The sequence below is a fragment of the Citrobacter sp. KTE151 genome (genome assembly GCF_000398845.1).
GTDB lineage: Bacteria > Pseudomonadota > Gammaproteobacteria > Enterobacterales > Enterobacteriaceae > Citrobacter > Citrobacter braakii.
This window is the reverse complement of record NZ_KB976064.1, coordinates 795,322-819,688: the sequence shown is the minus strand read 5'-3', so window position 1 is coordinate 819,688 and position 24,367 is coordinate 795,322. Positions and strand designations below refer to the sequence as shown.

The 24,367-nt window shown below is 52.8% G+C and carries 22 protein-coding genes; 5 read left to right on the top strand and 17 right to left on the bottom strand.

Going from position 1 to position 24,367, the window contains the following annotated elements:
- Positions 1-209 precede the first annotated feature (209 nt).
- Positions 210-1,262, top strand: coding sequence for a class I fructose-bisphosphate aldolase (gene fbaB / locus WC7_RS10765; protein WP_016153672.1), 1,053 nt, complete (start codon positions 210-212; stop codon positions 1,260-1,262).
- A gap of 22 nt (positions 1,263-1,284) precedes the next feature.
- Here fbaB and yegS read toward each other — a convergent pair whose 3' ends face one another.
- The 7 genes from yegS to WC7_RS10800 all read right to left on the bottom strand — a co-directional run bounded on the left by yegS (position 1,285) and on the right by WC7_RS10800 (position 7,632).
- A complete protein-coding gene (gene yegS, locus WC7_RS10770; RefSeq protein ID WP_016153671.1) occupies positions 1,285-2,184 on the bottom strand; it encodes a lipid kinase YegS in 900 nt (299 codons plus the stop codon).
- 861 nt (positions 2,185-3,045) lie between these two features.
- Complete coding sequence (gene artJ, locus WC7_RS10775; RefSeq protein WP_016153670.1) at positions 3,046-3,777, bottom strand: arginine ABC transporter substrate-binding protein ArtJ; 732 nt, start codon at positions 3,775-3,777, stop codon at positions 3,046-3,048.
- Between the two features lie 246 nt (positions 3,778-4,023).
- Positions 4,024-4,692 carry an arginine ABC transporter permease ArtM gene (gene artM / locus WC7_RS10780; RefSeq protein WP_016153669.1) on the bottom strand — a complete coding sequence of 223 codons (669 nt, stop codon included), beginning with the start codon at positions 4,690-4,692 and terminating at the stop codon, positions 4,024-4,026.
- Positions 4,692-5,408 carry an arginine ABC transporter permease ArtQ gene (artQ, locus tag WC7_RS10785; protein ID WP_016153668.1) on the bottom strand — a complete coding sequence of 239 codons (717 nt, stop codon included), beginning with the start codon at positions 5,406-5,408 and terminating at the stop codon, positions 4,692-4,694. Before artQ ends, artM begins: the two co-directional genes overlap by 1 nt.
- 6 nt (positions 5,409-5,414) lie before the next feature.
- Positions 5,415-6,146 carry an arginine ABC transporter substrate-binding protein ArtI gene (gene artI / locus WC7_RS10790; RefSeq protein ID WP_003027298.1) on the bottom strand — a complete coding sequence of 244 codons (732 nt, stop codon included), beginning with the start codon at positions 6,144-6,146 and terminating at the stop codon, positions 5,415-5,417.
- A 16-nt stretch (positions 6,147-6,162) separates the two neighbouring features.
- Positions 6,163-6,891 carry an arginine ABC transporter ATP-binding protein ArtP gene (gene artP, locus WC7_RS10795; RefSeq protein ID WP_016153667.1) on the bottom strand — a complete coding sequence of 243 codons (729 nt, stop codon included), beginning with the start codon at positions 6,889-6,891 and terminating at the stop codon, positions 6,163-6,165.
- A gap of 225 nt (positions 6,892-7,116) precedes the next feature.
- Positions 7,117-7,632, bottom strand: coding sequence for a lipoprotein (locus tag WC7_RS10800; protein WP_016153666.1), 516 nt, complete (start codon positions 7,630-7,632; stop codon positions 7,117-7,119).
- 251 nt (positions 7,633-7,883) lie between these two features.
- Here WC7_RS10800 and WC7_RS10805 point away from each other — a divergent pair, with 251 nt between their 5' ends.
- A complete protein-coding gene (locus tag WC7_RS10805; protein WP_001160725.1) occupies positions 7,884-8,207 on the top strand; it encodes a heavy metal-binding domain-containing protein in 324 nt (107 codons plus the stop codon).
- Positions 8,204-9,034: an N-acetylmuramoyl-L-alanine amidase gene (locus WC7_RS10810; RefSeq protein ID WP_016153665.1), complete on the top strand. Its 831-nt coding sequence runs from the start codon at positions 8,204-8,206 to the stop codon at positions 9,032-9,034. Before WC7_RS10805 ends, WC7_RS10810 begins: the two co-directional genes overlap by 4 nt.
- On the opposite strand, the gene WC7_RS10815 is transcribed toward WC7_RS10810, so the two are convergent.
- From WC7_RS10815 to poxB, 4 genes are all read right to left on the bottom strand, one after another.
- Positions 9,031-10,044 carry an NAD-dependent epimerase/dehydratase family protein gene (locus WC7_RS10815; protein WP_016153664.1) on the bottom strand — a complete coding sequence of 338 codons (1,014 nt, stop codon included), beginning with the start codon at positions 10,042-10,044 and terminating at the stop codon, positions 9,031-9,033. The two genes, WC7_RS10810 and WC7_RS10815, sit on opposite strands and share 4 nt — an antisense overlap.
- Positions 10,045-10,138: 94 nt before the next feature.
- Positions 10,139-11,572: an SDR family oxidoreductase gene (locus WC7_RS10820; protein WP_016153663.1), complete on the bottom strand. Its 1,434-nt coding sequence runs from the start codon at positions 11,570-11,572 to the stop codon at positions 10,139-10,141.
- Between the two features lie 10 nt (positions 11,573-11,582).
- Positions 11,583-12,584, bottom strand: a complete 1,002-nt coding sequence (gene ltaE / locus WC7_RS10825; protein ID WP_016153662.1) for a low-specificity L-threonine aldolase — start codon at positions 12,582-12,584, stop codon at positions 11,583-11,585.
- Positions 12,585-12,620: 36 nt separating this feature from the next.
- Positions 12,621-14,339, bottom strand: coding sequence for a ubiquinone-dependent pyruvate dehydrogenase (poxB, locus tag WC7_RS10830; RefSeq protein ID WP_016153661.1), 1,719 nt, complete (start codon positions 14,337-14,339; stop codon positions 12,621-12,623).
- Positions 14,340-14,491: 152 nt separating this feature from the next.
- Here poxB and WC7_RS10835 point away from each other — a divergent pair, with 152 nt between their 5' ends.
- A complete protein-coding gene (locus WC7_RS10835) occupies positions 14,492-14,926 on the top strand; it encodes a DoxX family protein (protein ID WP_016153660.1) in 435 nt (144 codons plus the stop codon).
- 72 nt (positions 14,927-14,998) lie between these two features.
- Here the strand turns inward: WC7_RS10835 and WC7_RS10840 are convergent, their stop codons facing one another.
- The 5 genes from WC7_RS10840 to aqpZ form a co-directional block, all read right to left on the bottom strand.
- Entirely contained in the window at positions 14,999-16,615 is a 1,617-nt protein-coding gene (locus WC7_RS10840; protein ID WP_016153659.1) for an FAD-NAD(P)-binding protein, read from the bottom strand.
- Positions 16,616-16,816: 201 nt separating this feature from the next.
- Complete coding sequence (gene hcr / locus WC7_RS10845) at positions 16,817-17,785, bottom strand: NADH oxidoreductase (protein ID WP_016153658.1); 969 nt, start codon at positions 17,783-17,785, stop codon at positions 16,817-16,819.
- A 10-nt stretch (positions 17,786-17,795) separates the two neighbouring features.
- On the bottom strand, positions 17,796-19,448 hold the full coding sequence (hcp, locus tag WC7_RS10850) for a hydroxylamine reductase (protein WP_016153657.1): 1,653 nt from the start codon (positions 19,446-19,448) through the stop codon (positions 17,796-17,798).
- Positions 19,449-19,603: 155 nt separating this feature from the next.
- Positions 19,604-20,503, bottom strand: a complete 900-nt coding sequence (locus WC7_RS10855; protein WP_016153656.1) for a LysO family transporter — start codon at positions 20,501-20,503, stop codon at positions 19,604-19,606.
- A gap of 142 nt (positions 20,504-20,645) precedes the next feature.
- On the bottom strand, positions 20,646-21,341 hold the full coding sequence (gene aqpZ / locus WC7_RS10860) for an aquaporin Z (RefSeq protein ID WP_003840208.1): 696 nt from the start codon (positions 21,339-21,341) through the stop codon (positions 20,646-20,648).
- 372 nt (positions 21,342-21,713) lie between these two features.
- Here aqpZ and WC7_RS10865 point away from each other — a divergent pair, with 372 nt between their 5' ends.
- Positions 21,714-23,372: an ATP-dependent endonuclease gene (locus WC7_RS10865; RefSeq protein WP_016153655.1), complete on the top strand. Its 1,659-nt coding sequence runs from the start codon at positions 21,714-21,716 to the stop codon at positions 23,370-23,372.
- Here WC7_RS10865 and WC7_RS10870 read toward each other — a convergent pair.
- Positions 23,369-24,319 carry a VirK/YbjX family protein gene (locus WC7_RS10870; RefSeq protein WP_016153654.1) on the bottom strand — a complete coding sequence of 317 codons (951 nt, stop codon included), beginning with the start codon at positions 24,317-24,319 and terminating at the stop codon, positions 23,369-23,371. The genes WC7_RS10865 and WC7_RS10870 overlap by 4 nt on opposite strands.
- Positions 24,320-24,367: the final 48 nt, after the last annotated feature.

Genomic DNA, 24,367 nt, shown 5'->3' with positions numbered 1-24,367 from the left:
ATTCGATAATACCTTTAAAATACCTTTGAGGTCTAAATTTGACCGCCTTAACATTATTTCTTCCTGAATCGAGCCAACAGAAGTTGCTGAAAAGTGCGCTAAAGATGGAAAAAAAACGCAGTCGGTACCAGGCTTATTGCTGCCCGCAACAAAGCGGGTCAGGACAATCCACATTCCGGTTTCAAATCGGAACTTACGGGAGCATAGCTATGACTGATATTGCGCAGTTGCTTGGCAAAGATGCCGACAACCTTTTACAGCATCGTTGTATGACCATTCCTTCTGACCAACTTTACCTGCCTGGACATGATTACGTCGATCGCGTGATGGTGGATAACAACCGTCCGCCAGCGGTGCTGCGTAATATGCAAACGCTGTATAATACGGGCCGACTGGCCGGGACAGGTTATCTGTCGATTCTACCGGTGGATCAGGGCGTGGAACACTCCGCGGGGGCATCGTTCGCGGCTAACCCGCTGTACTTTGATCCGAAGAATATTGTGGAACTGGCTATCGAAGCAGGGTGTAACTGCGTGGCATCGACCTATGGCGTGCTGGCTTCCGTCTCCCGTCGCTACGCGCACCGCATTCCGTTTCTTGTAAAAATTAACCACAACGAAACGCTGAGCTACCCCAATACGTTTGATCAGACGCTGTATGCCAGCGTAGAACAGGCATTCAATATGGGGGCGGTTGCGGTAGGGGCAACCATTTATTTCGGTTCAGAGGAGTCCCGTCGCCAGATTGAAGAGATTTCTGCGGCGTTCGAGCGTGCTCATGAACTGGGGATGGTCACCGTGCTATGGGCGTATCTGCGTAACTCCGCGTTTAAAAAAGATGGCGTGGATTACCATGTTTCCGCCGATCTCACCGGGCAGGCTAACCATCTGGCAGCCACTATCGGGGCGGATATCGTTAAGCAGAAAATGGCGGAAAATAACGGCGGGTATAAAGCAGTCAACTTTGGCTACACTGACGATCGCGTTTACAGCAAGCTGACCAGCGACAACCCAATTGACCTGGTGCGTTATCAGCTGGCGAACTGCTATATGGGGCGCGCCGGATTAATTAACTCTGGCGGTGCGGCTGGCGGCGAAACCGATCTGAGCGATGCGGTACGTACGGCGGTGATTAACAAACGTGCTGGCGGCATGGGGCTGATTCTTGGACGAAAAGCATTTAAGAAAACCATGGCTGACGGCGTTAAGCTGATTAACGCCGTGCAGGATGTTTATCTGGACAGCAAAGTCACCATTGCCTGATTCCAGTTGGGGTGTCGTCGTGTTAACGCAGTAGCAGACAACCCGGCGGCAGTCTGCAACGTAGCGCTGCGGGCAGGATTTCAATATGAAATTCTTGTCCGCTAAGCGGTTCGCCATCGAGATTAAACGTAATTTCGTGCGGGGCGCGGATATCAAACCACGATGATGCGCCTTCGATGATGTTAGGGTTGTCTTCGGATTGCGTTAACGCCGAAAGCAGCCCTGGCAGCAGCTCTTCGCCGGTAAAAATACGCAGTTGCAGCAGACCATCGTTGATCAGCGCTGTCGGGCAAAGCTGTTGCCCACCACCGGCCTGACGACCATTACCGATACCAATGACCAGCGCCTTACCCTGCCAGTGAAAATCTTCCCCACGAATGTCGCAGATGTCGGGTTTGAGCGTATCCATGCGCATTAATCCGTGAATAAAGTACGATACGCCACCTAATGCAGCCTTGAGTTTTTCTGGCGTCTCAGTGGTGATGCGTGTGCCGAAGCCGCCGGTCGCCATATTGATAAAACAGGTTTTATCATTGACCTGAACCATATCGATATCAGTCGCATTTCCGGCGATAGCCAGTTTTAACGCCTTATCAAGGGCGTCGGGTATGCCTACGCTGGTTGCAAAATCATTCGCCGTTCCCAACGGTAAAATACCGAGTGCTGGGATATTGCCGCCCTGCGACTGGATCAGCGCCGTCGAGACTTCGTTAATTGTGCCGTCGCCGCCGCCGGCAATCACCGTTGCAACGCCTAACTGGCAAGCTTCATCAACGTAGCGTTGGGCGTCGCCTTTTTCCCAGGTAACGCGAACATGGATTTCCACGCCTTCATCGCGTAGCTCTGCAATGACATCACGCAGGGGGAGATTATCAGCACTTTTTCCGTTGAGGATCAGTAAACTGGCAGGGAACGCTATCATCCGTTTGCCTCACTTTTTTTTGTTTTAACAAGTGTACGCCAGGAATGGGTTTATGGCGTAAGAACTGACTGAAAGCGAAGGCGAAGAGATAAAAAAAGCCGCAGGATGCGCAATACTGTTCAGTTAAGCATTATGGGGAACATGTGATTCTTGCTCAGGGTTCCGTTCACCTCGGCGGTAGCAATTCTCTGAAGCGCAGATACCCGTGAACGTGCAAGGGAGGCTCACCGCCGCCTCCCTTGCAACCCAGGCTCCCGGCGGGAAAATCGTCGCTACGCGATTCATTCGTCTTATGCCGTCTGCCTGTCGGGTCGGGGCCGGGCCTGCGTCCCTGCAGGCCGTCCCCTCTGCCCGCATCCCTGCGGGCAGACCCGGTCAGCCGTCAACGCCTCATCGATTTTCAGCCGGACCGGGGTCATCGCTGCAACGCACTGACTTCCAGTTAACTCTGTTTTGCTATTCAGATAAAAAACGCAGGTGGTCAGGTGTGGGCTGGTCCGGCTGAAAATTGCCGACGTGTTTCCGTAAGGCCGGGAGAACCCGCAGGGATGCGGGTTCAGGGCGCGTTTTGCAGGGACGCTGCCTCGCGTCCGGCCCGGTAGCCTGGAGGAATAAACGGAGGGGACCACGAAGTGGCAATTTTCCCGCCGGGAGCCGGGATTGTAAAGGGCGTGGCGGAGAACGCCCTTTACACGTTCACAGGAATCGGTGTTTCAGAGAAACGATGCACATGAGGTGAACGGAACCCTTACCGTGAGATAGCATATCCATAACTTCTACCAACACAGGTGATGCTTTCTGAAACTGAGGCGTTAACTGAACCGCATTACGCAGAATGCGGCTTTTCAGATTGGGCAGACGTTACTGTGGGAACCACTGATCGCTGATTTTTTGGTACGTGCCGTCAGCTTTGATTGCGGCGAGCGCGCTATTCAGTTTTTCCAGCAGGGCTTTGTTATCCGGGCGAACCGCAATGCCAAGACCAGTACCGAAGTATTGTGGGTCGGTCACTTTGTCAGTGGCTACACCTAACTGCGGGTTGGTTTTCAGCCACTCGTTAACCACGGCGGTATCGCCAAATACGCCATCAATACGACCATTTTTCAGGTCGATAATCGCATTCTGATAGCTGTCGTAGGCCACGGTTTTCACTTCAGGGTGTTTGTCCTGCAGGTATTTCTGGTGCGTGGTGCCGTTTTCCATGCCAATGCGTTTCCCTTTCAGGTCGGCAAAGGTTTTATAGGTGTCTTTTTTCGCAATCACCAGCGCGGAGTTTGCATAGTAAGGCTGAGTAAATGCCACCTGCTTGCTACGCTCAGGCGTGATGTCCATTCCGGAAATCACCGCATCATATTTTTTGAATTTCAGTGCGGGAATCAAGCTATCAAAAGCATGATTGGTGAAAGTACAGTCAGCCTGCATTTGTTTGCACAGTGCCGTTGCCAGGTCGATGTCAAAACCGACAATTTTATTGCTTGCATCCAGTGACTCAAATGGCGGATAAGTTGCTGATACACCGAAACTAATTTTATCAGCAGCTGAGGCGCCAGCGGCGAAAGTAGCAAGTAATGCGGCCAGTACTAACTTTTTCATGGTGGAACTCCCGTCTGTCAATCTTATGATTATTTACCGTGTCTGCGGCGTGAATTAACAATGCCACTTAATGAATTTATATGCAATAAAAATGATTAACTATTTTTATGGATATAAAAAAAGACGGACAATTTAGGTTGTTGTCCGTCTTTTTTATTTTGGCTTTATGCATATTCACCGGAGAGTGTACAACGGAATATGAATCGTAGCCTGATAAGCGTAGCGCCACCAGACATAAAAACCGATTTAATTCCGGTGTTCAAACGCCAGAGCTTTACGTTCGATCAAGCGCATCATCAGCGTCAGCAAACCGTTGACGATCAGGTAAATCACACCCGCCGCGCCGAAAACCATGACGTCATAAGTGCGACCGTACAGCAGCTGACTATAGCCCATGACTTCCATCAGCGTGATGGTGTATGCCAGTGAGGTACTTTTAAACACCAGCACCACTTCGTTGGAATATGAGGAGAGGGCGCGTTTAAAGGCGTACGGCAACAGAATCGCCAGCGTATCCTTCTTACTCATCCCCAACGCTCCACAGGACTGCCACTGGCCTTCCGGGATTGCGCGGATAGCACCGTAGAACAGTTGAGTGGTATAAGCCGCACTATTTAACGATAGCGCAATTAAGGCGCACAGCCACGGTTCAGAGAGCAGGTGCCACAGTACCGGATACTCCTGTAGCGTCGGGAACTGCCCTGGCCCGTAGTAGATCAGGAAGATTTGCACCAGCAGCGGAGTACCGGTAAACAACGTGATATAGGCGCGAACCAACCAGACCACAATCGGCGTTTTTAGCGTCAGGATGACGGTGAAAACCAGCGCCAGCACCAGAGCAACCACGATGGAGGCGACCGTCAGCGTCAGGCTGGTATGCAGCCCTTTTAACAATTCAGGTAAATACTCAAGCATCAGCCTGGTCTCCGCTCAAATCGTGTCGCGCGCAGGTCAATGCGTTTGAGAATGTACTGACTCACCAGCGTAATCACCAGGTAAATAGCCGCCGCCACAATGTACCAGGTAAACGGCTCCTGGGTACGGGTGGCAATGCTCTTGGTTTGCAGCATCAGATCGTTCACGCTGATAAGGCTGACCAGCGCGGTATCTTTCAGCAATACCAGCCACTGGTTACCCAGTCCCGGCAGAGCGTGACGCCACATCTGCGGCATCACCAGGCGAAAGAAGATCGCGGCTTTAGACAAACCCAACGCCTGACCTGATTCCCATTGTCCGAGTGGTACGGCCTTCAGCGCGCCACGCAGCGTTTGCGACGCGTAAGCCGCATACAGCAATGACAGCGCAATTACACCGCACAGGAACGGGCTGACGTCGAAGTTTTCGATCTGCATCTGAACCGGGATTTGTACAAACCCGAGATTGATCGTAAAGCCATCGGCCAGCGTCAGCAGCAGCTGTGAAGAGCCGAAATAGATGAACAGAACCACCAGGATTTCCGGCAGACCACGCAGGATGGTGACCAGAGCTGAACCCGTCCATGCCACTGGACGCCATTTTACTGACTCCCAGACGGCAAAAAACATGGCGAGCGCGAGGCCAATAATCAGCGCACAAACGGCAAGGCCGACGGTCATCCCGGCGGCGCTTGCTAAAGGAAAAAATTCATTCATCAAGTATTACTTCTGGAACCATTTGTTGTAGATGGTCTCGTAAGTCCCATCTTTCTTCACTTTTTCCAGCGCAGCGTTAAATTTCTGCTGCAGCTCGGTATTGCCCTGGCGCACAGCGATGCCCAGACCCGTACCGAAGTAATCTTTATCCGTCACTTTGTCGCCAACTGCGGCCAGCTTTGGATTATCTTTCAGCCATTCGGTCACCACTGCGGTATCACCAAATACGCCGTCAATACGACCATTTTGCAGATCGAGTTTGGCATTCTGGTAGCTGTCATACGGTACGGTAGTCACTTCCGGATGTTTATCCATGATGAATTTCTGGTGCGTAGTACCGTTTTGTACACCGACTTTTTTGCCTTTCAGCTGGTCAATGCTGGTGTATTTACCCTGTTGGCCAACAAACAGGGCAGAGTTGTCGTAATACGGGGTGGTGAACAGAACCTGTTTTTCACGCTCTGGCGTGATGTCCATACCGGCCATCACCGCGTCAAAACGACGGAATTTCAGGCTCGGGATCAGGCTGTCGAAGGCCTGATTGGTGAAGGTACAGGTCGCGTCAATCTCTTTACACAGCGCATTCGCCAGATCAACGTCAAACCCTACGATTTTGTTATTCGCATCAATAGATTCAAACGGAGGATAAGACGCTTCGGTGGCGAAACGAATGGTTTGGGCTGCGGTAGCGGAAAGGCTAAAACCTGCGATTAGCGCGGCAATCAGAACTTTTTTCATTGTATTGTCCCGAATCTTAGTGAGAGAGATAGTTTTTAAACGCTTCGGTTTGCGGGTTGGCAAAGCAGCTCGCATCCCCAAACTCGACGATATGACCGTTTTCCATATACACCACACGGCTGGCCGTTTTACGTGCAACTTCCACTTCGTGGGTGACGATCACCTGAGTAATGTTGGTTTCCGCCAGTTCACGAATGATGCTGACGATTTGGGCAGTAATTTCCGGATCAAGCGCTGCGGTAGGTTCATCAAACAGCAGCACCTGCGGCTCCATCATCAACGCGCGGGCAATGGCCACACGCTGTTGCTGGCCACCGGAGAGATGCAGTGGGTAGCGATCGCTGTACGGCTTCAGGCGCAGACGTTCCAGTAATTTTTCGGCACGCGCCAGCGCTTGATCTTTTGTCAGACCCAGTACGCGGCAGGGCGCTTCAATCAGATTCTGCACAACCGTGAGATGCGGCCAAAGGTTGTATTGCTGGAAGACCATGCCCACGTTCTGACGCAGCTCCCGAATGGCTTTGTCTGACGGGGTCTTCGTGAAGTCGAAATGGTTACCCGCAATAGAGAGCGTGCCCGAGCGCGGCATCTCAAGCAGGTTGAGTACGCGCAGCAGCGAGCTTTTCCCGGCTCCACTTGGGCCAAGTAACACCAGTGTTTCACCCTGAGGGAAATCCAGCGTGATATCGAACAGCGCCTGATGTGCGCCGTAGAAGCAGTTAATGCCGTTTAATTGAATACTCATTGACACTCGATACTGGCAGTCTGATAGCTATTGAAGCCGCAGATACTACCTTTGACAGAATAGTTATGCAATATTTATGCGTTAAAAGTTAAATGCAAACCGCATTCTTATCTAAACATAGCACAAAATAGCGGGGCCACCAGTGGGCAAGAATAATTGTCGGCATTCTATGCAGAATGCCAGACAATTTATGGGGGTTATGATTCAGGCGGGTGAATGGGGCGGTTAGCGGTTTTCGACAGACTGGCGCAGCGTCCCGGCTGGCGCGTGTACGCTGCCGCCCAGATAGCGGACATCGTCAACTACCCAGCACTGGCCTTCGCGGATCATCAGCACTTCATCACGCCAGCTTTGGTCACCCTGTTTAAGCTCTACGCGCAGCGGAATGTTGCGTGCATCACTATTCGGAATGGTCGATGCGCTGGCGACGCTGGCACTGTCCGGTAACGTAGCGCGACTAGAGAACGGATCGCTGTTAAACAGATCGCGATGCGCGTTATCACGGCTGGCATCGTTCAGCAGTTTCGCCAGGTTGTCGCTGAGGTACGGACGAAGGGGAGTAATGTCATTGTTTCGGTGCTGAATACGGTAATCATAGAATTGTTGAGCCACGCTGTCTGGCCCGCCTTCTACGCAAGAGCCGCTACGCGTGCCGTTATCTTTGTAGGCCGGCGTTACGGTAGTACAGGCGCTGAGAAGTAGTGCACATGGAACCAGCAGAGAGAGTTTCGAGTAGCGCATAATGATTTCCTTATTAGCTTTCTACTATTAGTGTTCTACGTTGATTTACATGTCATACTTCAAGTTGCTTGTGCGTTGGCTACGTGCGTTCACCCCGGTCACATAGTTATCTATGCTCCTGGGGATTCACTCTCTTGCCGCCTTCCTGCAACTCGAATTATTTTGTGTAAAGAATATATCCTTTCAATGATAGTGGATCGGTTCGATAATGCTTTTGAGATCGTGCTCTTAGCGCAAAAAGGAGATTAACCATGCAGTTTTCGACTACCCCTACGCTGGAAGGGCAGAGCATCGTGGAATACTGCGGTGTTGTGACTGGCGAAGCCATTTTAGGCGCGAATATCTTCCGCGATTTCTTCGCTGGCATTCGCGATATCGTCGGCGGTCGCTCCGGCGCGTATGAAAAAGAGCTGCGTAAAGCGCGTGAAATTGCTTTTCAGGAGCTTGGTGAACAGGCAAAAGCGCTCGGTGCTGATGCGGTAGTCGGTATCGATATCGATTACGAAACCGTAGGCAAAGACGGTAGCATGTTGATGGTGAGCGTCAGCGGCACTGCGGTGAAAACTCGCCGATGAAGCGTCTGCTGTCTCTGCTGGCATTAACGCTGCTGCTGGTAGGATGTGCTGGCGAAAAAGGGATTGTCGACAAAGACGGGTATCAGTTAGATACCCGTCGTCAGGCGCAGGCTGCTTACCCGCGCATTAAAGTGCTGGTTATCCATTACACAGCCGATGATTTCGACTCTTCTCTGGCTACGCTGACCGATAAAAACGTCAGCTCGCACTATCTGATCCCGGCAGTGCCGCCGCTCTACCATGGCAAACCGCGTATCTGGCAACTGGTAGCGGAAAAAGATCTGGCCTGGCATGCGGGGATTAGCTTCTGGCGCGGCGCTACGCGAATTAACGATACCTCGATCGGCATTGAGCTGGAAAACCGCGGCTGGCAAAAATCGGCGGGCAGCAAGTATTTTGCGCCGTTTGAACCCGCGCAAATTCAGGCGCTAATCCCTTTGGCGAAAGATATTATTGCCCGCTATGACATAAAACCGCAGAACGTGGTGGCCCATGCGGATGTCGCACCGCAGCGTAAGGACGATCCAGGTCCGCTGTTTCCATGGGAAGAACTGGCTGCTCAGGGAATTGGCGCGTGGCCGGATGCTCAGCGGGTGGCGTTTTATCTTGCCGGACGAGCGCCCGATACACCGGTAGAAACCTCATCATTGCTCGATCTGCTGTCGCGCTATGGTTATGAGGTAAAACCTGAAATGACGCCGCGTGAACAGCGGCGGGTGATTATGGCCTTCCAGATGCACTTCCGCCCGACCTTGTGGAACGGCGTGGCGGATGCAGAAACTCAGGCGATTGCCGAAGCGTTACTGGAGAAATACGGGCAGGGTTAACGCGGCAGCTTGCCGTGGTCACGCAGCCAGGCCGCGGTACGCTCAATCCCTTCATCGAGCGTCACAACGGGCTGATAACCTAATTCTTCCTGAGCGCGGGTGGTATCCAGCGTAAAGTCAAAATTCAGCTTCGAGACGCCGTAATGCGTAAGCTTTGGCTCTTTCGCGGATTTATTGCCTAACCGCTCCATGCTGCGGGCAATCATATCCAGCATCGGGTAGGGCACGGATCGGATACGACAATCAATATTTAGCTCGTCGATGAGTTTCTGCACAATACTGCGCAGGGTGCGATGCTCGCCGTTGGTAATGTTGTACGCACGACCCGACGGCAGATTATCGCAGGCTTGCTGACTTGCCAGCCACATCGCGTGCACCGCATTCTCGTAGTAGGTCATATCCACCAGCGCACTTCCGCCGTGCGGCAACAGGATGCTGCCGTAGTGGTACATCATATGGGCCAGGCGCGGGATAAAGACTTTATCGTGTGGTCCGAACAAGCTTTGCGGACGCAATACCGTAAAACGGGTCTGCGGGTTGGCCTGTGTCAGCAACGCAATCACATCTTCGCCAGCCGCTTTACTGCGGGCGAATTCATTGGCAAAGCGTTGGGGGCGGAAGTCCTCTTTGATATCGCGATGGTGGTGATAATCAAAATAGAGCGACGGTGATGAGATATGAATGAAGTTACGAACGCCCCAGGCCACGGCCCACTCGCCCAGACGGCGGGTTGCGCGAACGTTGGCCAGATCGAAGGCTTCCTGAGTTCCCCATGGTGAGGTAAAACTGGAGCAGTGCCACAGCGTATCGATACCGGCGAGCATCACTTTTGCCTGCGAAGAGACCAGCTCGGTCAAATCGGCATGCACAAACTCTGCGCCCATTTTCTCCAGCAGCTTGCCCATCGCTTCGTTGCGACCGGTAGCTCTGACGCTGACGCCTTTGCTGCATAAAAACTCAACCGCGTTTCGGCCTAAGCCGCTGGTGGCTCCGGTAACCAGTACCTTCATATCAATCCACTGTGTTTAAAAAACGTCGTGCGCATTCTTCCGTGAATTTCGTCTGTATGCAATGGGAAACATGAAAGAATACAGGCTCTTTTTATCATGAGTCTGTGATTTGTTCTGCAAGTTTAGCAATACGCTTCGCCATCCCTCTGAAAATGAACAGATGCGCCGGGATCATCAGCAGCCAATAGAAGAGGCCTGGCATGCCGTGCGGATGCCACCAGGCGCGGACATCAATGCGTCGCTGGTCGCCTTTATCTTCCAGCGTGAAGCTCAGACGACCCAATCCTGGTGCTTTCATCCCAAACAGCAGCGTCAGCTGTTTTTCTGGCTCAACGATGATCACTTTCCAGCTATCAACGGTATCGCCAACCTGCAACAGAGAGTGTTGCGGTCTGCCTTTCGCCAGCTTATGGCCGACCAGCAGGTCCAACGCCGCGCGCGTTTTCCATAAAATATTGCCAAAGAAATAGCCTTCTTTGCCGCCGAGGCGATTCACCACCTGCCACAGCGCCTGCCGACTGGCGGAGGTTTCAACGCTAAAGCCAGCTTGTTTAGCGAAATAGCCATATTCGGGACGCCAGCGGGCAAATGCTTGCGCGTCGTAACCCCAGTCGCTGGAATTGACCAGCTTCTCTTCTTCTTTCAACGTGCTGCGCACCGCGTCATCAAAGGCAATCAGCTTTTGCGGGATCAGGGTGCGTAATTCGGTGTCATCGGCCAGCAGGTCGTGTTTTAACCCCTGTATCAGCGCTTTTGCCGTGGTCGGCGGCACTGACGTTATGACGTTCAAAAACCAGACCGAAATCCAGCGGGTAGGAAAGGGGACCGGGATGAGCAGGCGATGTTTACCGCTGACCGCCATAAAATGCTCGAACTGCTCCTGATAGCTCAATACCTGCGGCCCGGCGGCTTCGAGTACGCGGTGTTGGCGTGTAGGATGATCCAACAACGCCACCAGGTAGTACATTAAATTCTCCAGCGCGATAGGCGTGGTACGCGAGCGCACCCAGCGCGGAGGGGTGAGTACCGGCAGGTTGTAGACCATGTCGCGCATCACTTCAAAGGCGGCAGAACCTGCCCCTACGATAATACCAGCGCGTAATTCGGTCATTGGCACGCCTGATTCGCGCAGGGTGTCCGCGGTTATCTGTCGCGCACGCAGATGATCGGATTGTTCATGCCGGGGAGCCTGTAATGAGCTCAGGAAAATAAGCTGTTTGACTGGCGTATCACGTAGCGCATCGCGCACGTTCATTGCTACCTGGCGCTCATGGGCGATAAAATCACCGCCTTCTCCCATGCCATGGACCAGGTAATAGACCGTATCAACGCCGGTCAGCAGCGGCGTTAGGTTATCTGGCCAATTCAAATCGACCTTATGGCAACTGACGTTGGCCAACTGCTGCTTTTCCAGTCGCTCGATGCGGCGTGCCGCAGCCAGCACCTGATGCCCTTGCTGACTGAGCGCCTGTACCAGATGCTGACCAATGTAGCCACTGGCGCCAAGAACCAAAATCCGTTGCGGCACGCCTATCTCCTTAGCGGGTTAAAAAAGCGCGCCAGTGGGCGACGACTTCAGCAAGCTGTTCACGCGATACGTCCAGATGCATCACCAGACGCACAATCGGCGAGGCGTTAATCAGCACGCCTTGCGCTTTCATGTACTCGCCCAGTGCCGCAGCGTGTTCTTCGCCAACGCGGACAAACAGCATGTTGGTGTCGTGGCGCATGACGTCCGCTCCTGCTTCGCGCAGTTGTTCCGCCATCCAGGCGGCGTTGTCATGGTCTTCTTGTAAGCGCGACACGTTATTTTTCAGCGCATACAGTCCCGCCGCCGCCAGAATACCGGCCTGACGCATTCCGCCACCGGTCATTTTACGCCAGCGAATGGCGCGCTTGATGTACTCGTGGCTGCCGACCAGCAGTGAGCCTACCGGCGTTCCTAAACCTTTGGAGAGACAAATGGTGAACGAATCGCAGTATTGCGTGACATCTTTTAACTCACAGCCATAGGCGACGATGGCGTTAAAAATACGCGCGCCGTCGACATGCAGCGCAAGATTGCGCTCACGGGTAAATTCCCAGGCCTCTTTCAGATACTCGCGTGGTAGCACTTTGCCGTTGTGGGTGTTTTCCAGGCTGAGCAGACGCGTGCGGGCAAAATGGATATCGTCCGCTTTGATTTTTGCCGCCACTTTGTCCAGCGGCAAAGAGCCATCCGGCATGGCGTCGATAGGTTGCGGTTGAATGCTGCCGAGCACCGCTGCGCCACCCGCTTCGTAGAGATAGTTATGCGCGCCCTGACCGGCGATATACTCTTCCCCGCGCTGACAATGGCTGAGGAGAGCCACCAGGTTCGCCTGAGTGCCTGTGGGTAAGAAAATTGCGGCTTCTTTGCCAGCAAGCTCGGCTGCGTATTGCTGGAGGGCATTAACGGTAGGGTCATCACCGTAGACGTCGTCCCCGACCGGGGCGGCCATCATCTCTTCGAGCATGGCGCGACTTGGTCGGGTAACGGTATCACTGCGTAAATCAATCACGGGCATTCCTTTTTAAGTGAGGTAATGCCCTCTGTTTTACCTGAGCCAGTTAGTTTTCGCCAGTTCGATCACTTCATCACCGCGCCCGCTGATGATTGCGCGCAGCATATACAGGCTAAAACCTTTAGCTTGTTCGAGTTTGATCTGCGGCGGGATCGCCAGTTCTTCTTTCGCGACGACCACATCGACCAGCACCGGACCGTCAATCGACATCGCCCTTTGCAGCGCTTCATCAACCTCTGAGGATTTCTCCACGCGAATGCCCGTGATGCCGCAAGCCTCGGCAATCCGAGCGAAATTTGTATCGTGCAGTTCGGTGCCGTCGGTCAGATAACCGCCAGCTTTCATCTCCATCGCCACAAACCCCAACACGCTGTTGTTGAAGACAATAATCTTCACCGGCAGCTTCATTTGCACAACCGACAGAAAGTCGCCCATCAGCATGCTAAAACCGCCGTCACCGCACATTGCGACAACCTGACGTCCCGGTTCGGTCGCTTGCGCGCCGAGCGCCTGGGGCATGGCATTGGCCATCGACCCGTGGTTAAACGAACCGATCAGACGGCGTTTACCGTTCATTTTCAGATAACGTGCTGCCCACACCGTTGGCGTGCCAACGTCGCAGGTGAAGATGGCGTCGTCAGCGGCAAAGTGGCTGATCTGCTGCGCCAGATACTGCGGATGAATGGCTTTATCGCTGGGTTTGGCTAAATCATCCAGCCCTTTACGCGCCTCACGATAGTGTTCCAGCGCTTTATCCAGGAACTGCCGATCGGTTTTTTCTTCCATCAGCGGCAGCAGGGTGCGGAGTGTGGATTTAATATCGCCTACCAGCGCCATATCAACTTTACTGTGCGCGCCAATGCTTGCCGGATTGATATCGATCTGAATAATCTTGGCGTCGGTGGGGTAGAACGGGCGATAGGGGAACTGGGTACCGAGCAGGATCAGCGTGTCGGCATTCATCATGGTATGGAAGCCGGATGAAAAGCCGATCAGCCCGGTCATGCCCACGTCGTAAGGGTTGTCGTACTCAACATGCTCTTTACCACGCAGGGCGTGCACAATCGGCGCTTTTATTTTAGCAGCAAACTCAACCAGTTCTTTATGCGCACCGGCGCAGCCACTGCCGCACATCAGGGCGATATTACTGGAGTAGCGTAGCAGTTGCGCTAGTTTTCTGAGCTCTTCTTCTTCCGGAGTGACCACCGGGAGCGGCGCATGATACCAGTGAGTGCTGGCGCTTTCTGGTGCTGGCTTCAGCGCAACGTCGCCGGGTAATACCACCACGGAGACGCCGCGGTTGAGTACCGCTTTACGCATGGCAATTGCCAGCACCTGTGGGATCTGCTCAGGGCTGGAAACCAGCTCGCAATAGTGGCTACATTCGCGAAACAACTCTTGCGGGTGGGTCTCCTGAAAATAACCGCTGCCTATCTCACTGGATGGAATGTGTGCAGCAATTGCCAGCACTGGGACGTGGTTGCGGTGGCAATCAAACAGGCCGTTAATCAGGTGCAGGTTGCCTGGTCCACACGAGCCTGCGCAGACGGCCAGTTCTCCCGTCAACTGCGCTTCAGCTCCCGCGGCGAAGGCCGCAACCTCTTCATGACGGGTTGGCATCCAGTCAATCGTTCCCATACGATTCAGACTGTCACTAAGGCCATTTAGCGAGTCACCCGTCACACCCCAAATGCGTTTAACGCCAGCTTGTTCGAGTGTTTTAGCAATAAAAGCGGCAACCGTTTGTTTCATGGTTTTCCTTCTCCTTTAATGTGATACCGGTTACAAGTTTAGATGAAGATAATAGTTATGCTTATCATTACCTCTTATTTCCGGCAGGTTTCATTAAGCCTGTATTAAGCGTAGTTTGTTATTGGATATGGTGAAACAAGGAATAAATTCAAATGGTTATAAAAATATTAAATACAGTTAACCGGGTACTGACTCATGAAGATTTTGGCAAGTTTTTGTTACGTATTGCCGTGGGGGGATTAATGCTGTTTCATGGGCTGCATAAACTGTTCGCGGGTATTGATGGCATCAGTGGCATGCTGATAGCGAAAGGTTTCCCTGGCTTTATTGCGTATGGCGTTCTGCTGGGAGAGGTTGTGGCACCGTGTCTGATTATTCTTGGGATCCTGACGCGTCCGGCGGCGTTGGGGTTGGCGTTTACGATGGTGGTGGCATGGCTGATGGTCGGGATGGGTGAAACCTGGTCACTGGATAAAACCGGCGCATGGGCAATTGAAAGTCTGGTGTATTTCTTCATCGGCTCTCTGGCCGTGGCATTTTTGGGTGCGGGGCGTTTCTCCGTTGCCGGAAACTCGGCCTGGCGATAGTTTGCCATCCGAGAATCAAGACAGAGGCGGGAATGCGTTAACCTATCTCCGCCTCGCCATTAAATCTGGCCGCTAATCCATCTCGTCACTGCTCCACAGTTTGTGCCGACGTCTCAGTGCACGTTGCGTCAATGCCTTTGCCATCGCGGCGCCTATTTCAGCGCTAACCACCAGCCCCTGAATAAAGGGACGGTCGTGCATCAACCACGGCAGTCCGCCAAAGGCGATGCGGTTGCGGGCGTTTTCCGGCGCTTGCAGCGTGTAATCTTCGCCGATATCCGGGATCTCATCGCCACAGGCCAGCAGTTGATCGCGTAGCGTTGGGAACGGAATATCTTTGCTCTGCAATGCCCGTTGTCCTCGGGCGTCAATAAATACATCAAATTCACTGCGTTGACCGTGGTGGTAAATGACCGTCCTTTCCTGCTCATTCGTACGCTCATAATCTTTGCCGAGTGCGAGGATCTCAATCAGCCCGGCATCGTGCAGAGCCAGCAATCGGCGGATAGATTCAGACGGGATTGCCGCATAGTTATCAATAAAGACGCGCGCCAGTCCGTGCCTGAAACGTTTTTCGTCGCGAGCATCAAGATGAGGAACGATCTCTTCAATAACCTCATGGAGGCGCAATAAGGTATAGCGCCAGGCGACGGTATGTTGTTCCTGCTTGTTGCGCTCAACCTCCACCAGGTTACGCCTCGCCCAGTCAAAAGGGTCATGCTTGAGCCTGTCGGCAAAATAGACCTCGGGGAATGTGTCGGCGTTAAGCGTTGCAAGTGCAACCTGTTGGCACCACCCTGGGGCCGCGTCTTGCAGTTGTTGCACAATAAGCCGGAAGATGCGGTCCAGTAATCCGTTTTGGCCCTCGGCAATGGCGTTTTCAATCGCTTCTTTCGTCACGATATTCAGCGGTTCATAGGGAAGAGGGCAGTAAAAATCCGCTTCAGGCAGCACACCGCTGCGCGACATCAGGGTCAGCTTCAGGTTTTGGCTGTCGGGTTTACGCGTGAACTGCAGTGAATGGTCGGTATTGGTGGTGAAGTTACCATGCTGACTGACCACGGCCATCGCCGCGTCGATAGCGCTTAGCGAGGTGCCCAGAATACCCACCCTGCAAGCGCTAATCTGCGCCTCCATCAGGCCGGTCCACGGACTGGGGAAAAACTTGCGTGCCTGAGCATCAGTTTCTGGCCACAGATGACCGCTGGCGATAGCGGCGAAATCCACTTCGACGGGCTGTGACGCGTGATTGATCCACAGGGAGACCCCAGTCGGGTTTGCTTGCAGGTCGGTGACTTTACTTGATTCATATACGCGAATTGTGAACCCGGATCTTTGCGCTTTATCGACGATGGCTAAAAAACGATCGCGATAATAGTCGCCGAGGATCACCCGGGGCAAAAATTGCCGCTCATGCAAAGATGTACGTTCAAGCCGAAACTGCGCCAGGTATTCATCGCTTTGATTCTGTAGCCACGTCAGATAACTGATATAAATCGGCGGGATCTCAATGCTGGCTATATTGGCCAGCATGTGGTCTGCGTTGTTGTCGCTGTTATAAGGCATGCCTACGCCAGCTTCCTCAGCTTGCTCATAAAGCTGTATCTCCAGCGGTTCACCGCGCTCAACGAGGGCATGAAACGTATAAATTCCGGTGGGACCTACGCCGACGATGGCCACTTTTTTCATGGGGATCCTTTGTAGAAAGTTCGACGTGGTAGTCGGGGTTTTGCTTAACCTGTGCCAGGTAAGTGTGGTCGATAATTCGCGAGAGGAAGACGGTATTTTGCCTGGGAGGGGGAAAAAATAGGAATTTTGCAGCGTCTGACAGCATAAAAAAAGGCCACCCGATATAACCGGGTAGCCTTTTGTACATCAGATATCGGCCAATTACGCCAGCACTAAATCACCCTGCGGATGACAGGAGCAAGCCAGCACATAACCTTCAGCAATTTCTGCGTCGGTCAGCGTCATGGTGCTGCTGACCGTGTAGTTACCGTCAACCACTTTGGTTTTGCAGCAGCCGCAAACGCCCGCACGGCATGCGGCGACAACCGGCACTTTATTGCTTTCCAGCGCTTCCAGCAGCGTACTGCCTACCGGCGCATAAAACTCTTTTGCCGGCTGCAGTTTGGTGAACTTCAGACCGCTGGTGGCGGCTTCAGCTACCGGGGTGAAGAACTGCTCTTTAAAGAAGCGTGTCACGCCCAGCGCGTTGACTTCTTTCTCGACCAGATCCATATACGGAGCCGGGCCGCAGGTCATCACGGTGCGCGAAGCCAGGTCCGGTACGCTTTGCAGCAGTTCGGTGGTCAGTCGGCCGGAAACAAAACCGTCAGTGGCATTGTTTTCAGCAACTAAGGTCACCGGATACTCGCGCCATTCGTCGGCAAAAATGACATCTTGCGGTGAACGGACGTTAAAGATCACCTGCACATCTGCCTGTGGGCGGTATTTTGCCAACCAGCGACGCATTGACATGATTGGCGTGACGCCACAGCCAGCGGCCAGCATCAGGAACCTGTCTTCCGCTTTATCTTCACAGGTGAATTCACCCATTGCATCGGACAGCCAGATATAGTCGCCGCGCTTCACGTCGCGGGTTAACCACTGTGAGCCTGCGCCATCGTCAATGCGGCGGATGGTCAGCGTGATGTATTCGCTAACGCCCGGCGTTGAAGAGAGGGTGTAAGCACGCAGCGTGTCCGCTGAATTACGTACGCTGACCAGTGCATACTGCCCGGCGCGGTACGGATAATAGTCGTGGCACAGCAACGAAATTGTCCATACATCCGGCGTTTCCTGATGGATGTGATGAACCTGCATCCGCCATGGGCACTGATGAGTTGGCATTGTCATTCTTTACTCCTTACGCGCTCAGCAGTTGCTTCATGTCTTCTTCAACGGTGGTCACGGAACGAAGACCGAACTTCTCGTTGAGAACTGCCAGCAGGTCCGGCGTGAAGAAGCCAGGCGCAGTCGGGCCAGTGACGATGTTTTTCACGCCCAGAGACAGCAGGGTCAGCAGAATGACAATCGCTTTCTGTTCGAACCAGGAGAGCACCAGAGACAGCGGCAGATCGTTCACGCCACAGCCCAGTTTCTCAGCCAGGGTTACCGCCAGGATGATGGCAGAGTATGCATCGTTACACTGTCCTGCATCGACCAGACGCGGCAGACCTTCGATATCGCCGAACTCCAGTTTGTTGAAACGGTATTTACCGCACGCCAGGGTCAGGATCAGGCAGTCGTCCGGCACGCTGGTGGCGAAGTCGGTGAAGTAGTTACGTTCGCCACGCGCGCCATCACAACCGCCAACCAGGAAGATGTGACGCAGTTTTTCGCGGCTTACCAGGTCGATCAGGGTATCAGCCGCGCCCAGCAGAGTCTGACGACCGAAACCAACGGTGATCAGGTGCGGAATTTCGCTGTACGGGAAGCCCGCCATCTGCTGAGCCTGAGCAATTACCGGAGCGAAGTTGTCGCCTTCGAGGTGGCTTACACCCGGCCAACCGACGATGCTACGAGTCCAGATACGGTCATCGTAGGCGCCAACGGTTGGGTCGATGATGCAGTTAGAGGTCATTACGATTGGGCCCGGGAAGCGGGCAAATTCAACCTGCTGATTCTGCCAGCCGCTGCCGTAGTTACCGATCAGGTGTTTGAACTTACGCAGTTCCGGGTAGCCGTGCGCCGGCAGCATTTCACCGTGGGTATAGACGTTAACGCCGGTACCTTCGGTCTGCTCCAGCAGGTTGTACAGATCTTTCAGGTCGTGACCGGAGATCAGGATGCACTTACCTTCGGTTGCTTTGACGTTGACCTGAGTTGGCGTCGGGTGGCCGTATTTAGTGGTTTCGCCAGCATCCAGAATGCTCATCACTTTGAAGTTCATCTGGCCGATTTCCATTGAGCACTCCAGCAGAGCGTTCATATCGGAAGGCCAGGTTCCCAGCCATGCCATGATTTTGTGGTACTGAGCGTAGATGTCGTTGTCGTACTGACCGAGAACGTGCGCGTGCTCCATGTAAGCTGCCGCACCTTTCAGGCCGTACAGGCACAGCAGACGCAGGCCGAGAATGTTCTCGCCGATGGCTGCTTTGTCTTTGTTCGGGGTAAATTCAGCGGCCTGACGTTGCAGGTCGCCCAGATCGTCGCTGACCAGTTGCAGATCGGCCATCGGGTTAGCGACCGCTGCGTTCGCGTCGATGTTCAGGCATTGCGCTTTCAGGGCGTCGCGCATGGCGATAGCTTCACGGGCATAGCCAACAATACGCGGAGAATCGAAGTTAACGTTGGTCAGCGTGGAGAAGAATGCACGCGGCGCAAAGTTATCAACCTCATGGTCGATGATGCCGTATTCACGTGCCTTAACAGCCCATGCAGACAGACCTTGTAGGGAAGCAATCAGCAGATCCTGCAAATCGGAGGTTTCAGCCGTTTTACCGCACATACCCTGCGCGTAAGAGCAGCCGTTTCCTGCCGGAGTACGGATGGTTTGTTCACATTGCACACAAAACATGGTCACACCTTTTAAAGTTATATTTAATATACATGTTTAAGGTTATGCCTGTGCGCGAAGGGATAAAAGGGATTTCTGCTACAACTTGCAGGGAGATTGATTTAGCGCAATTTTGGCGGTAGATGACTACCGCCAGAGAGGTATTTGTCCTGACTTCAGGCGGAGAAAAACGCCATCAGCAAAGGCACTAACAGACTCAGAATAAAGCCGTGGACGATGGCTGCCGGAACCATCTCCAGACCGCCGCTGCGTTGGAGCACCGGTAAGGTGAAATCCATTGATGTCGCGCCACATAGCCCCAGCGCGGTTGAGCGACTGCGGCCCACCATTCCAGGAATCAACATAATGGCAATCAGTTCGCGGGCCAGGTCATTAAAGAAGGCGGCGCTACCAATCACCGGCCCGAACGATTCGGTTAACAGAATACCGGACAGGGAATACCAGCCAAAACCTGATGCCATCGCCAGCGCGGTTTTCAGCGGCAGGCCGAGGATCAACGCATTGATAACCCCCGCCAGCATCGAACTGGCGACGACGACCACCGCAACAATCATCCCCCGGCGATTCAGCACAATTTGCTTTAAGGTCATACCGCTGTTGCGCAGTTGAATCCCGACCAGGAACAGTAAAAAGATTAACGTATATTCGCTGGCTTCGGTGGCGTGCTGCAGAATAGGAAGACCGGTGAGGCCGAGCAGAAAACCCACGACGACGACGCCACAAAGCTGGAGCGACTCAAGCGCCATCGCAATTCGCGAGGGTAGCTTTTCTTGCTTGTGGTTATGTCGCCAGGGCAGTGAACGCTCCAGCCAGAACAGCGCCGCGATATTACACAGCAAAATGACCGTCACGCTGACCGCAGAATAATGAAGAATGGCTAACAGGTTGCTGGCGAGATTATCCAGAAACGCCAGGCTGATACCCATAAAAAAGAGAATAAGGTAGACGATCCAGCTCAACAGGCGATTGATGAGTTTTAATGCAGCCCTGTGCCGAAGTGGAATAAGGTAGCCCACAATAAGGGGAACCAGAATGATTAACAGCCCTGAAAACATGAAAACCAGATCCTTGCTGAGAGTAAGACGAAATGCGCCAGCACACACTACTCAATGCAAAGAAGGGAGTAAAGTTGCAAATAAAAGGAAATATAGCGGGGAAAAAAAGACCTGACTTGCGCCAGGCCTTTTTTGTTATCGATTAATCGCGTTTTTCCAGCAGAGTGCGGTAAATAAGACCGCCGAGGACCCCACCGATAATCGGCATAACCCAGAAGAACCACAATTGCTGCAATGCCCAGCCGCCCTGGAAGATGGCTACAGCAGTACTACGTGCCGGGTTAACGGAGGTGTTGGTAACCGGAATACTGATCAAGTGGATCAAGGTTAACGCCAGACCAATCGCAATGGGTGCAAAACCAGCCGGAGCATGTTTATCGGTCGCGCCGTGGATCACTAATAAGAAACCAGCGGTCAAAATAATTTCAATTACGACGGCAGAAAGCATTGAATAGCCGCCAGGAGAATGTTCACCAAAGCCGTTCGAGGCAAAACCACTGGCAGTTGCGTCAAAACCAGCTTTACCGCTGGCAATAAGATACAGTGCCGCTGCTGCAACAATACCGCCCACAACCTGAGCGATAACATAACCGATAACGTCTTTTGCCGGGAAGCGACCGCCCGCCCATAAACCGAAGGTCACCGCCGGGTTAAAGTGTCCGCCGGAAATATGACCTACGGCGAATGCCATGGTTAATACGGTCAAACCAAATGCCAGCGCGACACCGGCAAATCCAATACCCAACTCCGGGAATGCTGCGGCCAGAACTGCGCTACCGCACCCACCAAAGACGAGCCAAAACGTACCGAAGAATTCGGCTGCTAATTTCCTGAACATAACCACCTCAATTAAAAGTTCCGGGTTCGTGTTCCTTACCCGGTAATTCATCGCTAAAAGGGACGATGATGAAAGAGCCGGTATTTTAGAAAAAAACATCATCCCTTCGCCAGTTAAATTGATGAAAAAATTTGATTTAAGGCAATATGTTGTGATTCCTTTTTGAATATTGGATGAATGAAGCATAGTTCAATTAGCAAAACGGCGATGATTGAGTTCTGAAATAATATTCCGGGGAAAACATAAGAAGAATATTCTTATATTTTTTGATTTCTGCGACTAACCTCCTGATCATATCGGGTGTCTTGAGCGCCCGCTTGCCGTTATACTCCTGATAACTTGAAGGAAAAAGTTAGCATTTCCGGAGGCTATATGATTCTCGAACGCGTTGAGATTGTTGGATTTCGTGGTATTAACCGTCTGTCGTTGATGCTGGAGCAAAGCAACGTGCTGATTGGGGAGAACGCGTGGGGTAAGTCCAGTCTGCTGGATGCTTTAACCCTGTTGCTGTCGCCGGAAACTGATTTGTACCACTTTGACCGCGAAGATTTCTGGTTCCCGCCGGGCGATATTCAAGGCCGGGAACATCATCTGCATATCATCCTGACGTTTCGTGAGTCTCAACCGGGTCGCCACCGCGTGCGCAGGTATCGTCCTCTGGAAGCCAGCTGGACGCTGTGTCAGGATGGCTATCACCGTATTTTCTATCGGCTGGAAGGTGAATGTGCGGACGACGGTAGCGTTCTGACGTTACGCAGTTTTCTGGATGGCGAGGGCCATCAGCTTCCCCTCGACGACATTAACGATCAGGCGCGGCACCTCGTGCGTTTGATGCCAGTACTGCGCCTGCGCGACGCGCGTTTTATGCGACGGATCCGTAACGGTACGGTGCCGGATTCGGCGGATGTCGAAGTGACCGCGCGGCAACTGGATTTTCTGGCACGTGAACTGGCTACCCGACCGCAAAACCTGACAGATGGGCAGATACGTCAGGGGTTATCGGCCATGGTACAGCTATTGGAACACTATTTTTCTGAGCAGGGTTCCAGTCAGTCCCGCTATCGTCTGATGCGTCGACGTTCCAATAATGAACAACGTAGCTGGCGCTATCTGGATATTATCAACCGTATGATTGATAGACCGGGCGGACGCACGCACCGCGTGATCCTGTTGGGACTGTTTTCGACGCTGTTACAGGCCAAAGGTACGCTGAGGCTGGATAAAGACGCCCGGCCGTTACTGTTGGTAGAAGATCCTGAAACGCGTTTACATCCGATTATGCTGTCGGTTGCCTGGCACCTGCTGAATTTGCTTCCACTGCAACGGGTGGCGACCACCAACTCAGGTGAGTTACTGTCCCTCACCCCCGTGGAACATGTTGTCCGCCTGGTGCGTGAGTCCTCCCGCGTCGCCGCCTGGCGGCTTGGGCCAGGTGGGATCAGCGCAGAAGATGGTCGGCGTATTGCCTTTCATATTCGTTTTAACCGTGCATCGTCGTTGTTTGCCCGCTGTTGGCTGCTGGTGGAAGGCGAAACGGAAACCTGGGTCATTAACGAACTGGCCCGCCAGTGTGGGCACCACTTTGATGCGGAAGGTATCAAAGTCATTGAGTTTGCCCAGTCCGGCCTTAAGCCGCTGGTTAAGTTCGCCCGCCGGATGGGTATCGAGTGGCATGTTCTGGTTGATGGTGATGAAGCCGGGAAAAAGTATGCCGCTACGGTGCGGAGTTTGTTGAATAACGACAGAGAAGAAGAGCGCGATCATTTAACCATGCTTCCCGCGCTGGACATGGAACACTTTATGTATCGCCAGGGGTTCGCTGACGTATTCCACAGGGTGGCGCAAATCCCCGAAAACGTGCCCATGAATATGCGCAAAATTATCTCGAAGGCGATTCACCGGTCGTCAAAACCAGATTTAGCCATTGAGGTGGCGATGGAAGCCGGGCGGCGCGGCGTTGACGCGGTGCCAACGCTGCTGCGAAAAATGTTTTCCCGCGTGCTGTGGTTGGCACGCGGCAGAGCGGATTAGTTGCGAAACATCGACGACAGCTGCGAGTGGATGCTGTCCAGTAACTGGTAGCGACGGCGGTATTCCGCGCGTTTTTTGCTGGCAATGTCCGCTTCGCTTTTTCGCGCCATTGTGCGTGGGATATGGTAATAGCCGTGACTGTCGCACTCACCGCCAACCGACTCCCAAAATGCGTTGTAGTCGGAAAGTATCACCTTGTTTTTATCGTGGTAACGCGGGCTGCGAAAGATATGCTGTTCATTGCTGACAGCCAGAATTTGTTTGATATTCAATTGTTCTGCAAAACAGCAAATGACTTCCATCACAATACGTTTAGGGAAAATCCCATAGCATGATTTGGTCGCTTTTTGAATTTCTTCATGTGGCAGTAATCGACTGCCTCCCTGTAATCCGCCAATAAACAGTGTGCTGCTTCCTTGATAATTGCACAGCGTAAACGTCATTTCCGCTAAAGTCTCGCCAGCGCTATTGCGTACCAGAATGGTACTTTCACCTTCTTTATCCAGTGAGATAAATGAGCCCAGTATTACGCTAAATATTTCGCTATTTTTGCCTTCAATTTGTGCCAGTTGTAATCCATCCGCACTTAAATAAGCTTTATATTCCGTGGCTGAAAAAGAGCTGCGGATAGCATTGTAATGAAAACGCACAGCATCCAGTTTCATTTTCCGATCAAGGTTTTGTGCGAGATAGGCGCGATGTAGGCGAACCGGCAGACGAGGCTGGCGTGCCAGTACGCTATCGAGATCAGGCCATTGCGCCAGTTCAGTCATCCATTCATGCATTAATCGTGGCATAAGCGCTGAGCGCAACAAAAACTTACGACGGAAGCTACGCTGATGCCAAAATTTTCCAGGGCGCCAATGTCCGGTCATCAGGCTACAAAAGAGGCTAAAACTTGTGGCGGGTTTTGAAGAATGAAAAGTGCTGTCAGTTAGCTGGCTCATAATAACAATCCGATGGATACTCTGGTACTAATTTCAACACAGCGGATC